The 15,196-nt window shown below is 39.9% G+C and carries 14 protein-coding genes; 5 read left to right on the forward strand and 9 right to left on the reverse strand.

The genetic code is table 11. From position 1 onward, the window contains the following. Nucleotides 1-111: 111 nt before the first annotated feature. Nucleotides 112-1,128, forward strand: a complete 1,017-nt coding sequence (locus tag RF007C_RS15535) for a hypothetical protein (RefSeq protein ID WP_037301435.1) — start codon at nucleotides 112-114, stop codon at nucleotides 1,126-1,128. Nucleotides 1,129-1,286: 158 nt separating this feature from the next. Here RF007C_RS15535 and RF007C_RS15540 read toward each other — a convergent pair whose 3' ends face one another. The 4 genes from RF007C_RS15540 to RF007C_RS15555 form a co-directional block, all read right to left on the reverse strand. Beyond that, complete coding sequence (locus RF007C_RS15540; protein WP_037301437.1) at nucleotides 1,287-1,859, reverse strand: recombinase family protein; 573 nt, start codon at nucleotides 1,857-1,859, stop codon at nucleotides 1,287-1,289. After that, nucleotides 1,859-2,839 (reverse strand): class II glutamine amidotransferase, encoded by a 981-nt coding sequence (locus RF007C_RS15545; protein ID WP_037301439.1) that lies wholly within the window; start codon nucleotides 2,837-2,839, stop codon nucleotides 1,859-1,861. The genes RF007C_RS15540 and RF007C_RS15545 overlap by 1 nt, the downstream gene beginning before the upstream one ends. Nucleotides 2,840-3,036: 197 nt before the next feature. After that, complete coding sequence (locus RF007C_RS15550) at nucleotides 3,037-4,149, reverse strand: amidoligase family protein (protein WP_037301441.1); 1,113 nt, start codon at nucleotides 4,147-4,149, stop codon at nucleotides 3,037-3,039. A 57-nt stretch (nucleotides 4,150-4,206) separates the two neighbouring features. Continuing rightward, nucleotides 4,207-4,491, reverse strand: coding sequence for a DUF960 domain-containing protein (locus RF007C_RS15555; protein ID WP_037301443.1), 285 nt, complete (start codon nucleotides 4,489-4,491; stop codon nucleotides 4,207-4,209). Between the two features lie 307 nt (nucleotides 4,492-4,798). Here RF007C_RS15555 and RF007C_RS15560 point away from each other — a divergent pair, with 307 nt between their 5' ends. Further along, nucleotides 4,799-5,074, forward strand: coding sequence for a hypothetical protein (locus RF007C_RS15560; RefSeq protein ID WP_037301447.1), 276 nt, complete (start codon nucleotides 4,799-4,801; stop codon nucleotides 5,072-5,074). Continuing rightward, nucleotides 5,056-5,592, forward strand: coding sequence for a relaxase/mobilization nuclease domain-containing protein (locus RF007C_RS15565; protein ID WP_037301449.1), 537 nt, complete (start codon nucleotides 5,056-5,058; stop codon nucleotides 5,590-5,592). The genes RF007C_RS15560 and RF007C_RS15565 overlap by 19 nt, the downstream gene beginning before the upstream one ends. Before the next feature lie 119 nt (nucleotides 5,593-5,711). On the opposite strand, the gene RF007C_RS16750 is transcribed toward RF007C_RS15565, so the two are convergent. The 5 genes from RF007C_RS16750 to hsdR form a co-directional block, all read right to left on the reverse strand. Then, complete coding sequence (locus RF007C_RS16750) at nucleotides 5,712-6,911, reverse strand: hypothetical protein (RefSeq protein ID WP_051456725.1); 1,200 nt, start codon at nucleotides 6,909-6,911, stop codon at nucleotides 5,712-5,714. 246 nt (nucleotides 6,912-7,157) lie between these two features. Beyond that, nucleotides 7,158-7,886, reverse strand: a complete 729-nt coding sequence (locus tag RF007C_RS15575; RefSeq protein ID WP_037301453.1) for a hypothetical protein — start codon at nucleotides 7,884-7,886, stop codon at nucleotides 7,158-7,160. 24 nt (nucleotides 7,887-7,910) lie between these two features. Next, nucleotides 7,911-9,401 carry a restriction endonuclease subunit S gene (locus tag RF007C_RS15580; RefSeq protein WP_051456726.1) on the reverse strand — a complete coding sequence of 497 codons (1,491 nt, stop codon included), beginning with the start codon at nucleotides 9,399-9,401 and terminating at the stop codon, nucleotides 7,911-7,913. Further along, nucleotides 9,398-10,882, reverse strand: a complete 1,485-nt coding sequence (locus RF007C_RS15585; protein ID WP_037301456.1) for an HsdM family class I SAM-dependent methyltransferase — start codon at nucleotides 10,880-10,882, stop codon at nucleotides 9,398-9,400. The genes RF007C_RS15580 and RF007C_RS15585 overlap by 4 nt, the downstream gene beginning before the upstream one ends. Beyond that, the gene (hsdR, locus tag RF007C_RS15590) at nucleotides 10,883-13,213 is read right to left on the reverse strand and encodes an EcoAI/FtnUII family type I restriction enzme subunit R (protein ID WP_037301459.1); all 2,331 of its coding nucleotides are present in this window, start codon (nucleotides 13,211-13,213) and stop codon (nucleotides 10,883-10,885) included. Between the two features lie 243 nt (nucleotides 13,214-13,456). Here hsdR and RF007C_RS15595 point away from each other — a divergent pair, with 243 nt between their 5' ends. After that, the gene (locus tag RF007C_RS15595) at nucleotides 13,457-14,137 is read left to right on the forward strand and encodes an SOS response-associated peptidase (RefSeq protein WP_242836317.1); all 681 of its coding nucleotides are present in this window, start codon (nucleotides 13,457-13,459) and stop codon (nucleotides 14,135-14,137) included. Nucleotides 14,138-14,538: 401 nt separating this feature from the next. After that, a complete protein-coding gene (locus tag RF007C_RS18150) occupies nucleotides 14,539-15,180 on the forward strand; it encodes a hypothetical protein (RefSeq protein WP_037301464.1) in 642 nt (213 codons plus the stop codon). Nucleotides 15,181-15,196: the final 16 nt, after the last annotated feature.

Here is a 15,196-nt window from a genome sequence, read left to right on the forward strand (position 1 = left end):
AATCATTATATGGATGGAGACAAGACGAGACAAGACATCGCCTCGTTTGTCTTGTCTCGTCTTTTTTAGGGTGTATTATAATGATTGACGAATTTTTGAGGAGGTAATGTAATGGCCAATAAAGACACAGAGTTTTCAAAGTATGCTCAAGCGTTCCATGAAATAATTGATGGCAAGAAAACCGATATGGACATTTTTACGAAAGAATTACTTAAAATGGGATTGACCTATAATGATAAAGCTTATATAGACGAGAAGTATCCAACTTATATAGATGAAAAAGGGGAGTGTCATTTTGAAGATAATAAAGGTGATGGGTTCAGAAAGTATTACCATGGAAAAAGAGGCCTTAGCCAATTTATTCCCAAGCTTGAAACTGAGTTCGATGAAGAATTCCAAAAACGCTACTGTGAAGAGTTGCAGGATTATGTTGATTCAAGGATAATGGAATTTGCTCAGTTTTTAAAGATTGACGTTAATGAGAAAAACATTAAGATAGTATCAGAAGCAATCGCTGAGTACTACTCTTCTAATGTCATAGGATCGGCAACTAAAAAGAGTAGAAAGCCAAAAATTATTGAAGAAAAATCTAATAACACGAGAGAAGCAAAAGATATAATTCGAAAATATACCTTAAGTCCCGAAGAGAAAAATGACATCTTAGTCATTTGCGAGCAAATTGATAAAGACTTACAATCATTAGATCATTATGCAAAAGAATATTTTCATTATAAAGATGAACTCGATAGCGGTAACATATATGAAGGGTTGGAACTCACAGATGAGATGATGATTTTTTTAACAGAAAAAGAGAAAATGTTTCAGAGGGAAAAGGTGAAACCCGTTGATGATGAGTTGAAGGACCGAGTTAAAGAAGCGACAGTAAGCCGTTTATCATCTGCCAATTCCAAATATGATTCTCAATATTTGGAATTACAAGAACATTGTTCTGACCTCTTAATTATTACGGCCAACAAAATAAAAGTAAATGATAACATAAAAAGAATATATGATATCGGAAAATATTTTTGCGATAATAAATTAACAATTGATGAGCATTATAAATCATATCTTTCGTTAAAGCAAGATACTGTGAAAAAGTGCGTTCAATGGTTGTCCTTTGAGTAGCCATGAAGGTAGAACCTTCCGTTTCACTTGACTATGGTCTATTGACACAGTGTAAAACTGTGTCATATAAGTTGTTTTTTCGCTTTTGAAATATGTCAAATAAAAAATGTACTCTATTGAACTATAAATGGAGCCGGGATATCCCGGCTCCTTCTTATTTACATATACTTCTCTTCGTACTCTCTGAGACGGCGATAGAATGTATTGGGTCTGAGTCCCATTTCTTTCTGAAACCATACTGCCGTAATATTTCCAGCCTTCCATTGCTCATACAACTTACCGAACTTTTCCCAATCAATGGGTAAGGGTTCTCGCCCTTTATACTTTCCCTGCGCCTTCGCAATAGCGATACCCTCGCGCTGACGCTGTAAAGTCTGCTCGCGTTCAAGCTCTGAGAGTGCTGCAAATATAGAAAGGACGAAACGTCCCTGTGGAGTGTTGGTATCAATATTCTCCTTGCTGCTGACAAGCGTTACTCCCTTACGCTGGAGCACATCGATGATATTTAATAGATCTCGGGTAGAACGACCAAGCCTGCTGATGCTTTCGATATATAATGTATCACCCTCTCGGACGTATTCAAGCATGGCTTTAAGCTCGGGACGGTCAGCATTCTTACCCGACATCTTCTCTGCGAAGAGGCGCTCAACCTGATACTGCTCCATGAGTGCTTCCTGTCGTGCTGTTTCCTGATGTTCTGTCGATACGCGAATGTATCCTATCTTACCCATCAGAATACGCCTCCGTAGCAGCTCTCGTAGATGTCTTCTCCGTACATATATTTTACATCTCGCAGAGCTTCACGGAGCAGGCTATGGTCTGCGAGCATATCCTCAATCTCGTCGCAGGTGTATCCGTACTCCAGTAAGAGCTTTACATCTGAGCTATCAACTCCATAACATCCACAATACGCGAGCAGTATTTCCTCATGCATATTATAATAAGAAGAGTCATCCCAGTCATACCATGCTCCGTACTTCGAACGATAAATCTTAGGCTGAAATTCTGCTTTGGAAATTTCTCCTTCCTTATCAATACATATTATATCGCCCTCAGAAGCTTCTATCTTTTTATAAGCAAACTTATGTAACCCCAGGCGGCGTAATGCCGCCTTCATTATACTCTCCGTGGAAGCGTATACATACAGCCCGAGTGCTTCAAAATGAATCAAACACATGGGATTGCTTCCCTTTATAATGTATAGGGAGTTATACTGGTCAAGTACGGTAAAAGTGAAATTGCCTTCAACTGTCTCAGCCATGTACTTGAGACTATCGAAGTCAAGTTTGTTTTGCTGCTCAATGAGCTGGCAAGCAGCATAACTATCTGTCTCGATATGTGTATCAGGGATAAGCTTGTCCTTGCGAAGTTCCTTATCATTCCAAAGAACGCCGTTATGGGCAAAAGCGAAAGAAGTATCGCCGGCAAAACCGGCGAACGGATGATTGTTGTAGTTGTATTTCTCATTGCCCTGAGTGGTCATACGGGTATGTCCCATAACCGCCATAGTTCCTTCAGGAGGAGTGAAATGTAATTTGTGAGCAGGTTTCGGTCTTTTGAAGATAACGACCTTCCCATCATTAATGTAGCTGATACCAGCTGCGTCCGTGCCTCTCTCTTCTGCTGCATTAGCCAGGGCTTGAGTGAGCTTCCTCTTCATTCTATCAGGGACGATGCCCTGATAATCGAGCCAGCCGAATAGTGAACACATAATATACCTCCTATTCCTTGGTTGTGTCGTCGTGTTTATTTACAAATTCTTCTAGCTTTGAAATGGCATAGCTACCGATAATGATTGCAATGTATTTCAACACTTCAAGAATTGGATGACTTTTAAAGTATGTAGTAGGATCTCGGTGTATCCTTTGATTTATAGCATATTTTTTCATTTGCTTTCCCTCCAGATTTTTAAATATCATCACTTGCACTAACATCATCGTTGACGAATAATGTGCGTTCTTTCAAGTATTGAATCAACTCGGGTTCCGTAACGCCTGATACAAAATCTGACCATGAGACCTTTGATATTCCATCATCGGAGCTGTAAACAGCCATATCGCAGATACGATTCACAAGCTGAAGTGCCGCAACAAGCGTATTGTATTTGAGCGTTCCTCTGAAAAGTCGAAACTCAATGGTCGTATAATTCATGAGATTTATTGCAGCATAGCGTCCGTTGTTTCCTTTCTTTGCCTTGTCTAAGATAGCCTTTGGTGAGTGCTCATAGCCATAGCGTGCAGCCCAACGGTTCATTGAATACTCAGAACGTCTGCTAAATTTTAGCAATTCATTCCAGTGGTGTTCCACAAAATACAGTATACGGCTGATTACCTCATCCTGCTCCTCATGATTTTCGCCAAGACTATCTCTGTTAACATGGATATGTAGTCCACAGGTACTTGTCTGATGTGACCTATAGCCCAGTGATATAGCCTTATGCATGATATCTTCCCAGCACATATCATTCATGTGATACTCCATAGTCATAGGATGTGTTACAAGTTCCATACCATCATCGAGACTGCCGTCACCCTTGATGTATATATGCTCTTGCTCTCTGTTGGCGATAGCAAGCAATTCATCGGCATTTTCACTGTCTTTACCTGCTCCGTCTATCTCTAATTCTACGCCGAAATACCGCTGACTATCGCCATAGAAGATAGGCTCAGGTTTGTATCCGTAATCATGGATGGAGCGGTTCTTATCCACCTCATCATGATAACAGTCACTGCAATAGTCATAACCGTCAAGATGGTAGGCGTCATCTTCATGTAGCAGCGCATCACAGCAGCTGCATCTGGTGTAATGGTTGTGATAGCAGTGACTACAGAGAGTAGTGTAATCATCCCCGTAGCTTTCACTGGTCCAGATTATAGCACCGCAGCGATCACATGTCGTGGTATGCTGTTCAACACATTCTGTACATACGATTTCACCGTTAATAGTCTCATAGTCTTCGTTGTCGCTTATAACTGCTCCACAGTGGGAGCAGTACAATGTTTCTGTTTTGTTTTCTTTCATTGTAAAAACCTCCATAAAATGAGAAAAGCCAGCCCCCGAAGGGGCTGGCTTCATATTCTAATATTCGCTGGCAAGCAGTATTGTGCAGTGGTCGCCGTCATCAATGATGTATAGCTTCTCGGTTATAGGCTTCTCAGACGGGAGCAGGTATACTTTGCGATACTCAGGCTCTTCTGACCGATGTGTGATGCTTTGCATCGTGCCTACCTGCTCCAGATCAAAGACCTGCAGATAGTCCCTTTCCGGTGGTAGTTGGTCGACGCATTCCCACATAAAAAGCTGCAGGTCTAAAGGTATTTTGCTATCAATACCGCAGGTAAGATAGCGGTTACTATTAAACAATTCTGTTCCTCCTTTCGTATGTAATGATGAAAACTTCTATCATCAGTATAATGATATACATACGAAAAAAAGAAAAATCAGAAATTATGGCTTAATATTGCACTTTGCTGATCAACTATACACTGTTTTGCCGTAGATGTACACTTTTTATTCCAGTATACTATCGATTAATCTGTATTACAAATTCTCTTATACTTATTCCTGTAAATAATCTCTTTCCCTTGGTATACTTCCATCACCCAAGACAGAGTCTACAATCTCAATTATTTGTAATCAGATTAATTTTATGTAAATAGAGGTAATTCCAATGAAAAAACAAAATGAAAAGCGAATATGCAAACCACTCCGTATTCCTGAACATGTTGTAAAAGAGATTGAAAGTGAAGCAAAGAAAAAAGGAACAACATTTTCCCACGTTGCAATTGAACGCCTACAGCATGATTATAATAAACTCACGCCTGCGATATTATCCAAATTGCAGGATATCGCTAACATGGCAACTGAAGCTGTAGATAATCCATCACCTGAGCTTGCTAAAAACGTACAGAAGGAGGTTGAATCACTATGGAAATCTTTAAAGTAATTATCCATACTCACGGTGGAGATAGATACATAGATAATGCTGTTAATTACGTTCTTGACGGTAGACAGGAGTGTGCTAAAGGATACGGAGTCAATCCTTACGATCCTGATATTGCAGCTATGCAAATGAAAAGAACTGCCAAGTATTTCAATAATCAGAACAAAACACCGCTGTTCCACTATGTTACATCTTATTCACCTGAAACAGCTCCAACGCCTGAGAAAGCATTGGAGCTGACTGACAAAGTATTCTCAAATATCACGGATTCCCACCAAGCATTGATAGGAATACATAGTGAAAAACAGGCTAAATCTCTTAATCATGCCCATACTGTTGTAAATCCTACGGATTTCAATACTGGGAAAATGATGTACGGGGATAACAGCACTAATTATTCTATAGCGCAACGTATGGCTGATGTCACTGGACAACTTACAAAGCTGATAGTTCGCAAAGAAGATGAAACGGAATGGGAATGCCCACGTGTTTTCGTTCCACATGATAGCGCAACAGACTAGTGTAAAACCTCTTTAAAGCTTCTGATATATCATGATATACTATGAAAGATGCCATTATCATGCTTATCTATACATAAAAAGGAAACGCCTTCTAATGAAGGCGTTTATACTAAATATATTCACTTTTGAAGCTTTTTCTTTAATTCCTTCAATTTTTCCTCTTTCTCTTTTTGGGCTATCTGTTCGTCAAGTATCAGCTCAATAGCATACTTCAAATATGGAAAAAGCTCCATTGATTCTTGTTCCGATAACTCATGAACACCTTTACTTAGCCAGCCATAAATCTTGGCTTTAACATCTGATAATTCGTCAGGAATTATTTTAGCTCCAAATGCTTCTAAGTATTCTATTTTATCATTAAAATGCTTTATTTTATTATACTCCTCTTCATCCCATTCTGACATTAAGGAACACTTATCCTGAGCATTTTTAATAAGCGTCTCATATATGCGTCGGAGATATAAAAGCGATCCACACCCTACACCATTAGCATGCAAACCTAAAGCCATTGAAAAGTCTCTGAAGCTTTCATCGGATAAAACTTTTTTATACTTTTCAATATCAAACATCTGAAGATCCGCCATTGAAGGTTCCTGACCAACTTTTTCAAGCACAAGGCAATACTTCAGTTTTTCATAATCGGCAGATTGTTTTTGCTCCTTACATGCATCTTCAGCTTTGTGAATAATAAAATATGCGGTAACATGATGATCATTATTTAACGAACAGACAAAGTCGCGTCTTATCTCACTAAAATAGAGACTAATCCCATTTACACAAGATAATGCTGCTGATTCAGTATCTTTTTTCTCGTCTGAAAGATTTCCGCTTAATGATAATTCATCATTGCATGATAAATAGGAACCAGTTATTGGACCAAAAGGATTATTCTGAAAACTAAATTCTTTCACGCTTTTTTCAATTGGAATTTTAATTGTTTTGGCTTCATCTTTCTCATTTTCTTTATCAATAATAAATCTTTGACGTTGAGGATTAAACGCAACAACAGGTGAGAACGGTTGATTTCTCCTACATTCTGAACATGGGAGCATAATATTATCTTTGAATAAAAGGAAACTATGTAAAGATTTTACATCATCACTTACTATCATTTTATTTACAATCTCACGATCTTTTCCTAGAGATGGATCGGGAATAATTGTGATATGCATAGTAATATTTGATGCATCAATCAATACTCCCTCATATAATCCAAGATCGGTTATGAGCCTTTCAGGAGTGAAGTTATTCTGATCATCGTATAACAAATGCGATAAACGTGGTAAAGATAGTATTCTTTTAGCTGAATAATGTCTCATAAAACCTCCTTAACTATTATCTATCGCCCCAGCACCTTCTCCAGCACATCAGCAATGCGTTTCTATACAGCAAGGGGATAGTTGCAATAACGGTAGATTCAATATCCATAACTTTTACATGCTATATTCAGCGATGTAAGCTAGGCTGTTCATTCCACCTGTTTAAGCTAAGATTATTTGCTTCATCAATATTGTCTGCCCCATGAAGGGGCAGAATGAGAAAAGCTGCTTTTATTCTACCAACCGTCATAGCCTTATAGTCTTCACCTCATCGTCCTCAACTCTCATTAGTAGAATATTCGGTGATTCCAGTTCATACTGCTGACAAGACCAGTCCCATTCGCATAAAAATATATTCTTGAACGGGGCAGAACTTACTGCATTAAAGAATCCATCGGATGATAAATTATACTCACGAGAATTGATAAGATGCTCCACACTATACATTTCTCCATCAGTAACAAATATAAACAGGTCCGTACTTCCATCAGTATACTTTGAGCCCTTGTCTTTTGTTATCTCGTTAAGTACCTTATCCGATGACATACAGATTATAGGAACATCACAGTTGAACTCAGAAAACTTTTCATCGAAATCAAACGTCGTAACATCATAGCCGTAATGAGACTTTAAAATCGCAGCGTCTTTTTTCAAATCACCAAAGCCTTTTTCTGTAAGATCACCTTTACTGTCACATTCGTATTTGAAGTCTGTCATACGTTTGTGCGCTTCATCAGCTTGTTCTGCAATTTCAAGTTGTTTTGCCGTACTCAGCTGAGAATACTTGTTTGGAATTTGCGGTATACAGTTATTATGAGCGGTATGAGTGACTTCCAGATAGCGGCCGTCTTTATATCTCAGATCAGGCATACTTTTACCGATATTTTTATCACTATACTCAGTGTCAAATTCATAGCCTTTCAATCGGAGTATATGCATAGCATGTGTTTCACCTTTTTTACGTTTATCAGACATATACATACTCTCCTTGATGGTATTTTACTTTGTAAGATTGCCTATGAACGGCATTAATTCCTCGATTTTGGCGACTATACGCTTTTGCTCTTCAAGCGGAGGAACTGGTAAAATCATATTTGAAAGCGTTTTTCCATTGCAATTAGGCTGTGCAGTAGCTATTGTTCCATTTCTAAGCTGAGTCCAATAAAGTGTGCTTTCCATAAAAAACTTTAGATATTCAGGACAAAGCGAATTGCTATACCGTGTTCTTATCAAGTATCCTGCATATATCGCTTGTTCTGGAACTTCTTTTACAAGATATGATTTTCCGACAGTGCCTCCTGTCCTTGCAAACAATATATCATTTGCTTGCAATAGGTATGTTTCAATATCACTTTCATCAATATCGCAATATGGAACGCTATCCCATAAAACTGTGTTATCTTGAATATCACTAATACGTACCATTTTGATTCGTCCTGATTGCTTTGCAGGAGCGTTATATCCATATTGAATAGACTGTGATAAATCTCCCCATCTACACCACTCCCAACTCTCAGGAATCTCAAACGGTATCTCGTCCTCAGCAATAGGAGCAAGGGGCTTTTCCTTCTTTATCTTACCTTCCTTAATAAGCTTCTGCTTTTCAGCCTTGATATGTTCAAGGAGAACGCTTGCAGGCTCGTCGTCAGGGTTTTGAGGGACGAGCTTGCCTTGTACGGCTTCTTGCAGTATAGACTTTTTCAAGGCGTCGGGGAATTTTGTATTGAGTTCTGTGAGCTTAGTTTCAGCTTCATCGTATTTCTCAATATAAGGCAGAAGCTCTTCTATCTTTGCAACTATGCGTTTTTGCTCGGAGAGAGGCGGGATAGGGATTAAACAATCAGAAACAATCTCTAAAGTTAAATTTGGTATTGCAGTAATCTTTTTCTGAAGTGTAAGCATTTTTTGTATTATAGGCGAATTTATAGCGCATATCAAGTAAAACAGGTCAAAATAATCTGTATTAATCAATCTTACTATTGAAATAGCTTGGTTAGCGTTCAATGGAAGGTTTTCTTTACGAACAATAGCTGTCCTTCCAAGTGTTCCTGCAATAGTGATTAAGATATCATTTTCTTCAAGAACTGACCTTTTTAAAAAGCCATTATGAGTATCTTCATCAATATAATTCATTTTAGCAGTATCTAATCTATCCAAACCAGCAACGTTTTCTGCTCTCAGAAAACCAATTCCACTTTCAAGATACGATACATTACCGCCCCTTGGCGTTGTTCCTTTTGTAACCATAGAAGAAATATTTCCAATCCGGATCCATTCCCAACTATCGGGAATATCAAATGGTATTTCTTCCTCAGTTATAGGAGCAAGAGGCTTTTCCTTCTTTATCTTACCTGCCTTAATTAGTGCCTGTTTTTCGGCTTTGATACGCTCTAACAGTACGCTTGCAGGTTCATCATTCTTGTCCTGCGGAACGAGCTTTCCCTGCACCGCCAACTGGAGTATGGAGTTTTTTAACTGCTGTGCGTTCATGACAAGTCCTCCGTATTTATACCAAGAATACCTGTTATCTGTGCAAGTATGCGGTCAATATCAGCGTTCAGGCTTGCACGTTTCTCCTGATATTCCTGTATCAGTTCTTTCGGAGGGAGTATTTCTTCTTCCTCATGAGGGAAGCCGCAAAGGTCGATGTTGTAGCTCTTCTCTGCAAGCTCCTGTGCGGTGTATTTCTTTGCCTTGTCAAAACCGTCAACTGTTATCTCCTCACGCTTGTTCCACCATTCAATGGCCGGAGCAAAGTGCTCAAGCTTCATAGGCTTGGTCTTGGAGAAGTTCTTGTAGCCGTCAGGCATATCAAGACGATAGAACCATGTTTCCTTTGTAGGACCTGTTCTGTCAAAGAACAGGATATTTGTAGTAATAGATGTATACGGAGCAAAGACGCTGTGCGGCATACGAATTACAGTATGCAGGTTGAATTCGCTCAGGAGCTTCTTCTTGATAGCGACCTTTGCGTTATCAGTTCCGAACAGGAAACCGTCGGGAAGAATGACCGCAGCTCTGCCGTTCTGCTTCAGACGATACATAATTACAGACATGAACAGGTCAGCTGTTTCACTGCTTGCAAGGTCATCAGGGAAATGGTTCTTGACGTCGTTCTTTTCACTTCCACCGTAAGGGGGGTTCATAAGAACTACGTCGAACTGATCGTCCTCAGTATAGTCAAGAACATCTTTCAGCAGTGAGTTATCGTGATAGATACGAGGAGTATCGATATCATGCAGGAGCAGGTTCGTAACGCAGAGCATATACGGGAACTGCTTCTTCTCGATACCATAAACGGAAGTATCAAAGGCTTCTCTGTCCTCAATGGTCTTTTTCTGTGATTCGAGAGCTTTGAGCCAGCTGATAATGAAGCCGCCGGTACCACAAGCGAAGTCCGCCATTTTTTCTCCGATAACAGGCTTTATCATCTGAGCCATAAAGTCTGTTACAGCACGGGGAGTATAGAACTCACCGGCAGAACCTGCACTCTGCAATTCTTTGAGGATAGACTCATAAATCTCGCCGAATGCATGGCTTTCCTCATAATTTGTGAGGTCAAGCTCATCGATGACATTAACGATCTGACGGAGCAGAACGCCGTCCTTCATGTAGTTGTTGGTATCTTCAAATGTAGTCTTTACGATAGCTTTGTTGATAGGAGTAGTCTTTGACACTTCAATGCCTTTAAGTGTGAGAAAGAGCTTATTGTTGACGAAATCAAGGAGATCATCACCTGTAATGGCTGTACCCTTGCCGTCATCTACAGCCCAGTTGCGCCAGCGGCACTCCTCAGGAATGATAGACTCATAGCTGTCATCATCGAACTCCCAGTCCTCTTCCTTGGTGTCATATACCTTGAGAAACAGCAGCCATGCTATCTGCTCGATACGCTGCGCATCACCGTTGATACCTGCGTCATTTCTCATTATATCGCGAAGTCTCTTTACAAAATTGCCTAAGCTACTCATTTAGGATATCTCCTTGTATATTTCATCTTCTAATTCTTTAACTGCCTGCATATAGCCGTCTTTACCGCCAAATAGCTTGACAATGGCAGCAGGCTTTCCCATTCTTATAAACGGATCCAGCTTCAGTATCTGTGTATCCTCTATCTGATAGATACCCTCGTTGGAGTATTTCTCAAGCAGAGCTTCAAGTACCTCTCTTGCAAGTCCGTTATATTTACTTATAAAATCACGCTTCTTAACGTCGTTTGCACGTTCTTTACGTGTCAGCGGTTTCTTATCAAATGCTATATGTATGATGAAATCGAAGTCGTCAATATCTTCCATGCCCTGAGATTCTTTCAGAGCCTGTATATCGATACCGTGATCCTTGAAAAGTTCAGATATAGCCTTCTTCTTTTCCTCACCGTTCCAGCTCTTGATAAAGTGCTCTAAATCGGCGTACTCGCCAAGGATATTGGTCTTGGTGTAGTCGATGATATTCTCATGCCTCAGGAGCTTTCCGTCAGAATCATATACAGATACAACCTTGTTGATGATACGTACTGTACATCCGTCAACACCGACATACGGCTTCTCCTGCGGCTCATGAGGCGGTCCTGGTGGAGGAACGTGTATTACCGCTCCTGGTTCCTTAGGCCAGTTGGGATCTATCTCGATAGGACCATCCCATGCTTCATCGTAAAACAATCTTGTTACACCTCTGAAGTCCATGACAACAAAGTGTGTCTTGCCTTCTTTTTCGCGTAGTCTTGTTCCACGGCCTATTATCTGCTTAAATTCAGTCATAGAGCCGATATTCTCGTCAAGAACGATTAGCTTTGTCATCTTACAGTCAGCTCCTGTAGACAGGAGTTTTGAGGTTGTAGCAATAACAGGATAAGGCGAAGATACGGAAATAAAATAATCAAGCTTACCCTTGCCATAATCATCCGAGCCTGTGATACGTACCACATAATCTGGATTTTTGGTGCACATATCTGCATTGAAGTTTGTAAGTGCTATTCTCATACGTTCAGCAGCTTCCTCTGAAGCACAGAAAACGATAGTCTTTTGCATACGATCAGTGCTGCGAAGATAATTAGTTATTTCAAGAGCTACCTGATTTATACGATCTTCAATTATGATGTTATAGTCATAATCCTTATTGTTGTATATTCTGTCCTCAATTTCTCTGCCGTAATAATCCCGTTGTCCCTTCAGCGGTCTCCAGCCGTCACTGATATCTGTAGTTACACTTATCACCTTAAAGGGGGCAAGGAATCCATCATCTATGCCATTTTTAAGAGAATAGGTATATACAGGCTCTCCGAAATAGGATATATTTGAAGTATATGCAGTCTCTTTCGGAGTTGCAGTCATTCCTATCTGTGTAGCGGAATTAAAGTATTCCAGTATTTTTCGCCATCTGCTTTCTTCCTTAGCACTGCCACGATGACACTCATCTACGATAATAAGATCAAAAAAGTCTTTATCAAATAATTCTGAGAAGTGCTCCTGATCATCATCGCCGACGAGCTGCTGATACAGCGAGAAATAAACCTGATGTGAAGTTATTGTGGTTTTATCGTCCTTTGCAACATTTACCTTATGGATTACCTTTTCAAGCGGAGAGAAGTCTTGCTGTATAGACTGATCGACGAGAATGTTTCTGTCGGCAAGATACAGGATCTTGCGCTTCATTCCACTTTTCAGCAGACGATATACGATCTGAAAAGCTGTGTAGGTCTTTCCGGTGCCAGTAGCCATAACAAGCAGGAGCCTATTCTGCCCACGAGCAATAGCGTCAACCGTTCTGTTTACAGCGACACGCTGATAATATCGAGGTTCATATGTGTTCTGACTTGAATAATAAGGCTGGCTTATAACTGCAAGTTCATTCGCAGTAAGTCCGCTGCCGCCATTGGCTCTTACCTTGTATCTCTCTATCAGTTCATCAGGAGAAGGAAAAGCATCGAGTGAGATCTCACGTTCCGTACCTGTAAGCATGTCATGCTCATAAAAGGCGTCACCATTTGAACTATAAACAAAAGGAACATCCATCATTTGTGCATAAGTTATAGCTTGCTGTAATCCGAAGGATACGCTATGATTATTGTCCTTTGCTTCAACTATAGCAATCGGAAAGCTATTGCTCCAGTAGAGAACATAATCAGCGTATTTAGCGCTTTTCTTGTCTCTATAGACAATATTGCCATTAAGACAGATCTTTCCGTCAGTTATCTTAGTTTCCATAGTTATCTTGCTCTTATCCCATTTTGATAAAATAGCAGGTGTTATATATTGAAGCTTGATATCTTCCTCGGACATTTCTTTTTTTGTCAGTATGGTCATAGTCGCACCTCCACTTCAAATAAGCAATAATAATGAGGTTATATCTACATTTATTATATCAAAAATTGCACAATTAGTCAATCAGGAGACTAAAATGTTTAAACAATCTTTACGAATTGATTAAGTATATGCCGGGGCTTATGCCCCAGCATTTTATTACAAAACTTGACGTATGAAAATATATGTGATATAATAGATTTAGAACATATATTCTGTTTATGCTTGGAGGTGAGGTGCATGTGTATGTCTCTTAGAATAGAACCAAAGGAAATGGCCGAGGTTCTCATAAAGATAAGAAAAATGTCATTTGCTCTGGAAATGTCGATAAAACTCGGAAAGAGCCTATCCATGTCAGGAGACTTGTATCCGTCAGATATAGCTCCAGTTCTTGCACCGAACAAATATGGAAAAATGACTATATTCCCTATGGCATGGGGATTTACACATCAAGCTACTACCAAGCCTCTTGCAAATTGCCGTGTAGAAACTGCTGATACAAAGGCACTGTGGAAAGACTCCTGGTATCGACGAAGGTGTGTCATCCCTGCATCATGGTACTATGAATGGGGATACCCTTTATATGATGAAGACAGTCGCAGTATGGTCGAGCATAGGAATACCAAGAAAATCAAGTTCGCTATACAGACCGAAGGTTCAGATATCACTTATATTGCTGGACTATACCGTTATGAGGAACACAGCGGTATGCAGGTACCTATGTTCTCTGTGCTCACGAAAGAAGCTGTCGGCACAGTAAGGGATATTCATGACCGTATGCCGCTTATACTGGATAAGGAAGATGTGAAGGAATGGATACGTCCCGACGGAGATCCTTTCAACATTGCTGAGAGAGCACTGACAAATATGGTCTTTGAGAAGGCAGTTGAGTATCATAAATCGCCGACGGAGTTCATAACAGCATAAGTAATTATAGTTAGCCGCCCTTGAGGCGGCAACGAATAAAATAGTAATGGAAGAAATCATATTTTAAAATCTTAAAATGCTCTAGAATCAACTTCAAGATATCTCCGAAAGTTATTGAATGAACAAGTGAATTTAATCGTTCTATCTTGGTAAAACGTTTCCGTTAGATTTCCGTTAGTTACATAAACGGACAGATGATACAGACAGGTTTTAGTGAGATGAACGCTTATTGCAACTATGTTGCCAAGATAACCGGTCAGAAGTGCTGGTTCTATTTCGATAATAAGTAAGCGTCAAATAAAGCGCGTCTTACAAATTGGAGTTTCAAAGTGTATAATAGAGCCTAAGCAAGTTCAAAGACTGTAGCGCAGTATTCGTATAATGTAAACGGCTTCAAGAATATGTTCTATAATTGCAGCGAATTGTCTGCTGTAAGACTGGGAGACTGTGTATATAAGCTCGGAGAGGAAGCTTTGCTGAGAAATGACAAGGGCTGGTTCAATTCAAAGGACCTTACCGCAAAGGTCAGCGGAGACGGAGAATATGCCGAAATAGCCAACAGCGGCGATAATCTGTATATCTACGGTGAAGCTCCTCAGGATACTCTCGATTATATAAAGAAGAACAATCTTTACACTACAACCACCACCACAACTACAACTACAACGACAACAACAACAACAACCACAACAAAGCCCAAGGCAACGACTACCACCGCAACCAAGCCCAAGACAATGACTACTACAACAACAAAGCCAAAAGTTTCGACTACTACAACTACAGTCAGCAAACCTGCTGTAACAATGCTCGGCGATGCCAACTGCGATAATAAGGTAGATCTTGCAGACGCTATACTCATAATGCAGGCTCTTGCAAATCCCAATAAGTACGGTATCGGCGGTACTGCTCAGAAGCCGCTGACAAAGCAGGGATATGCAAATGCAGATGTGGACAGCTCCACAAAGGGACTTACAGGAGATGACGCATTGAGGATACAGGAGTATCTTCTGCATAAAACAAATTCCATAGGCGATCAGAAATGATCGGTCGGAAACGGTA

This window comes from Ruminococcus flavefaciens 007c (assembly GCF_000571935.1).
In the GTDB taxonomy this organism is placed as follows: Bacteria; Bacillota; Clostridia; order Oscillospirales; family Ruminococcaceae; genus Ruminococcus; species Ruminococcus flavefaciens_F.

Excerpts from the sequence above, each read along its gene's own strand:
- RF007C_RS15545 (WP_037301439.1), bottom strand. The coding sequence starts at position 2,839 with ATGTGTTCACTATTCGGCTGGCTCGATTATCAGGGCATCGTCCCTGAT.
- RF007C_RS16750 (WP_051456725.1), bottom strand. The coding sequence starts at position 6,911 with ATGAGACATTATTCAGCTAAAAGAATACTATCTTTACCACGTTTATCG.
- RF007C_RS15595 (WP_242836317.1), top strand. The coding sequence starts at position 13,457 with ATGTCTCTTAGAATAGAACCAAAGGAAATGGCCGAGGTTCTCATAAAG.
- RF007C_RS15585 (WP_037301456.1), bottom strand. The coding sequence starts at position 10,882 with ATGAGTAGCTTAGGCAATTTTGTAAAGAGACTTCGCGATATAATGAGA.
- RF007C_RS15540 (WP_037301437.1), bottom strand. The coding sequence starts at position 1,859 with ATGGGTAAGATAGGATACATTCGCGTATCGACAGAACATCAGGAAACA.
- hsdR (WP_037301459.1), bottom strand. The coding sequence starts at position 13,213 with ATGACCATACTGACAAAAAAAGAAATGTCCGAGGAAGATATCAAGCTT.
- RF007C_RS15535 (WP_037301435.1), top strand. The coding sequence starts at position 112 with ATGGCCAATAAAGACACAGAGTTTTCAAAGTATGCTCAAGCGTTCCAT.
- RF007C_RS18150 (WP_037301464.1), top strand. The coding sequence starts at position 14,539 with ATGTTCTATAATTGCAGCGAATTGTCTGCTGTAAGACTGGGAGACTGT.
- RF007C_RS15580 (WP_051456726.1), bottom strand. The coding sequence starts at position 9,401 with ATGAACGCACAGCAGTTAAAAAACTCCATACTCCAGTTGGCGGTGCAG.
- RF007C_RS15575 (WP_037301453.1), bottom strand. The coding sequence starts at position 7,886 with ATGTCTGATAAACGTAAAAAAGGTGAAACACATGCTATGCATATACTC.
- RF007C_RS15560 (WP_037301447.1), top strand. The coding sequence starts at position 4,799 with ATGAAAAAACAAAATGAAAAGCGAATATGCAAACCACTCCGTATTCCT.
- RF007C_RS15565 (WP_037301449.1), top strand. The coding sequence starts at position 5,056 with ATGGAAATCTTTAAAGTAATTATCCATACTCACGGTGGAGATAGATAC.
- RF007C_RS15550 (WP_037301441.1), bottom strand. The coding sequence starts at position 4,149 with ATGAAAGAAAACAAAACAGAAACATTGTACTGCTCCCACTGTGGAGCA.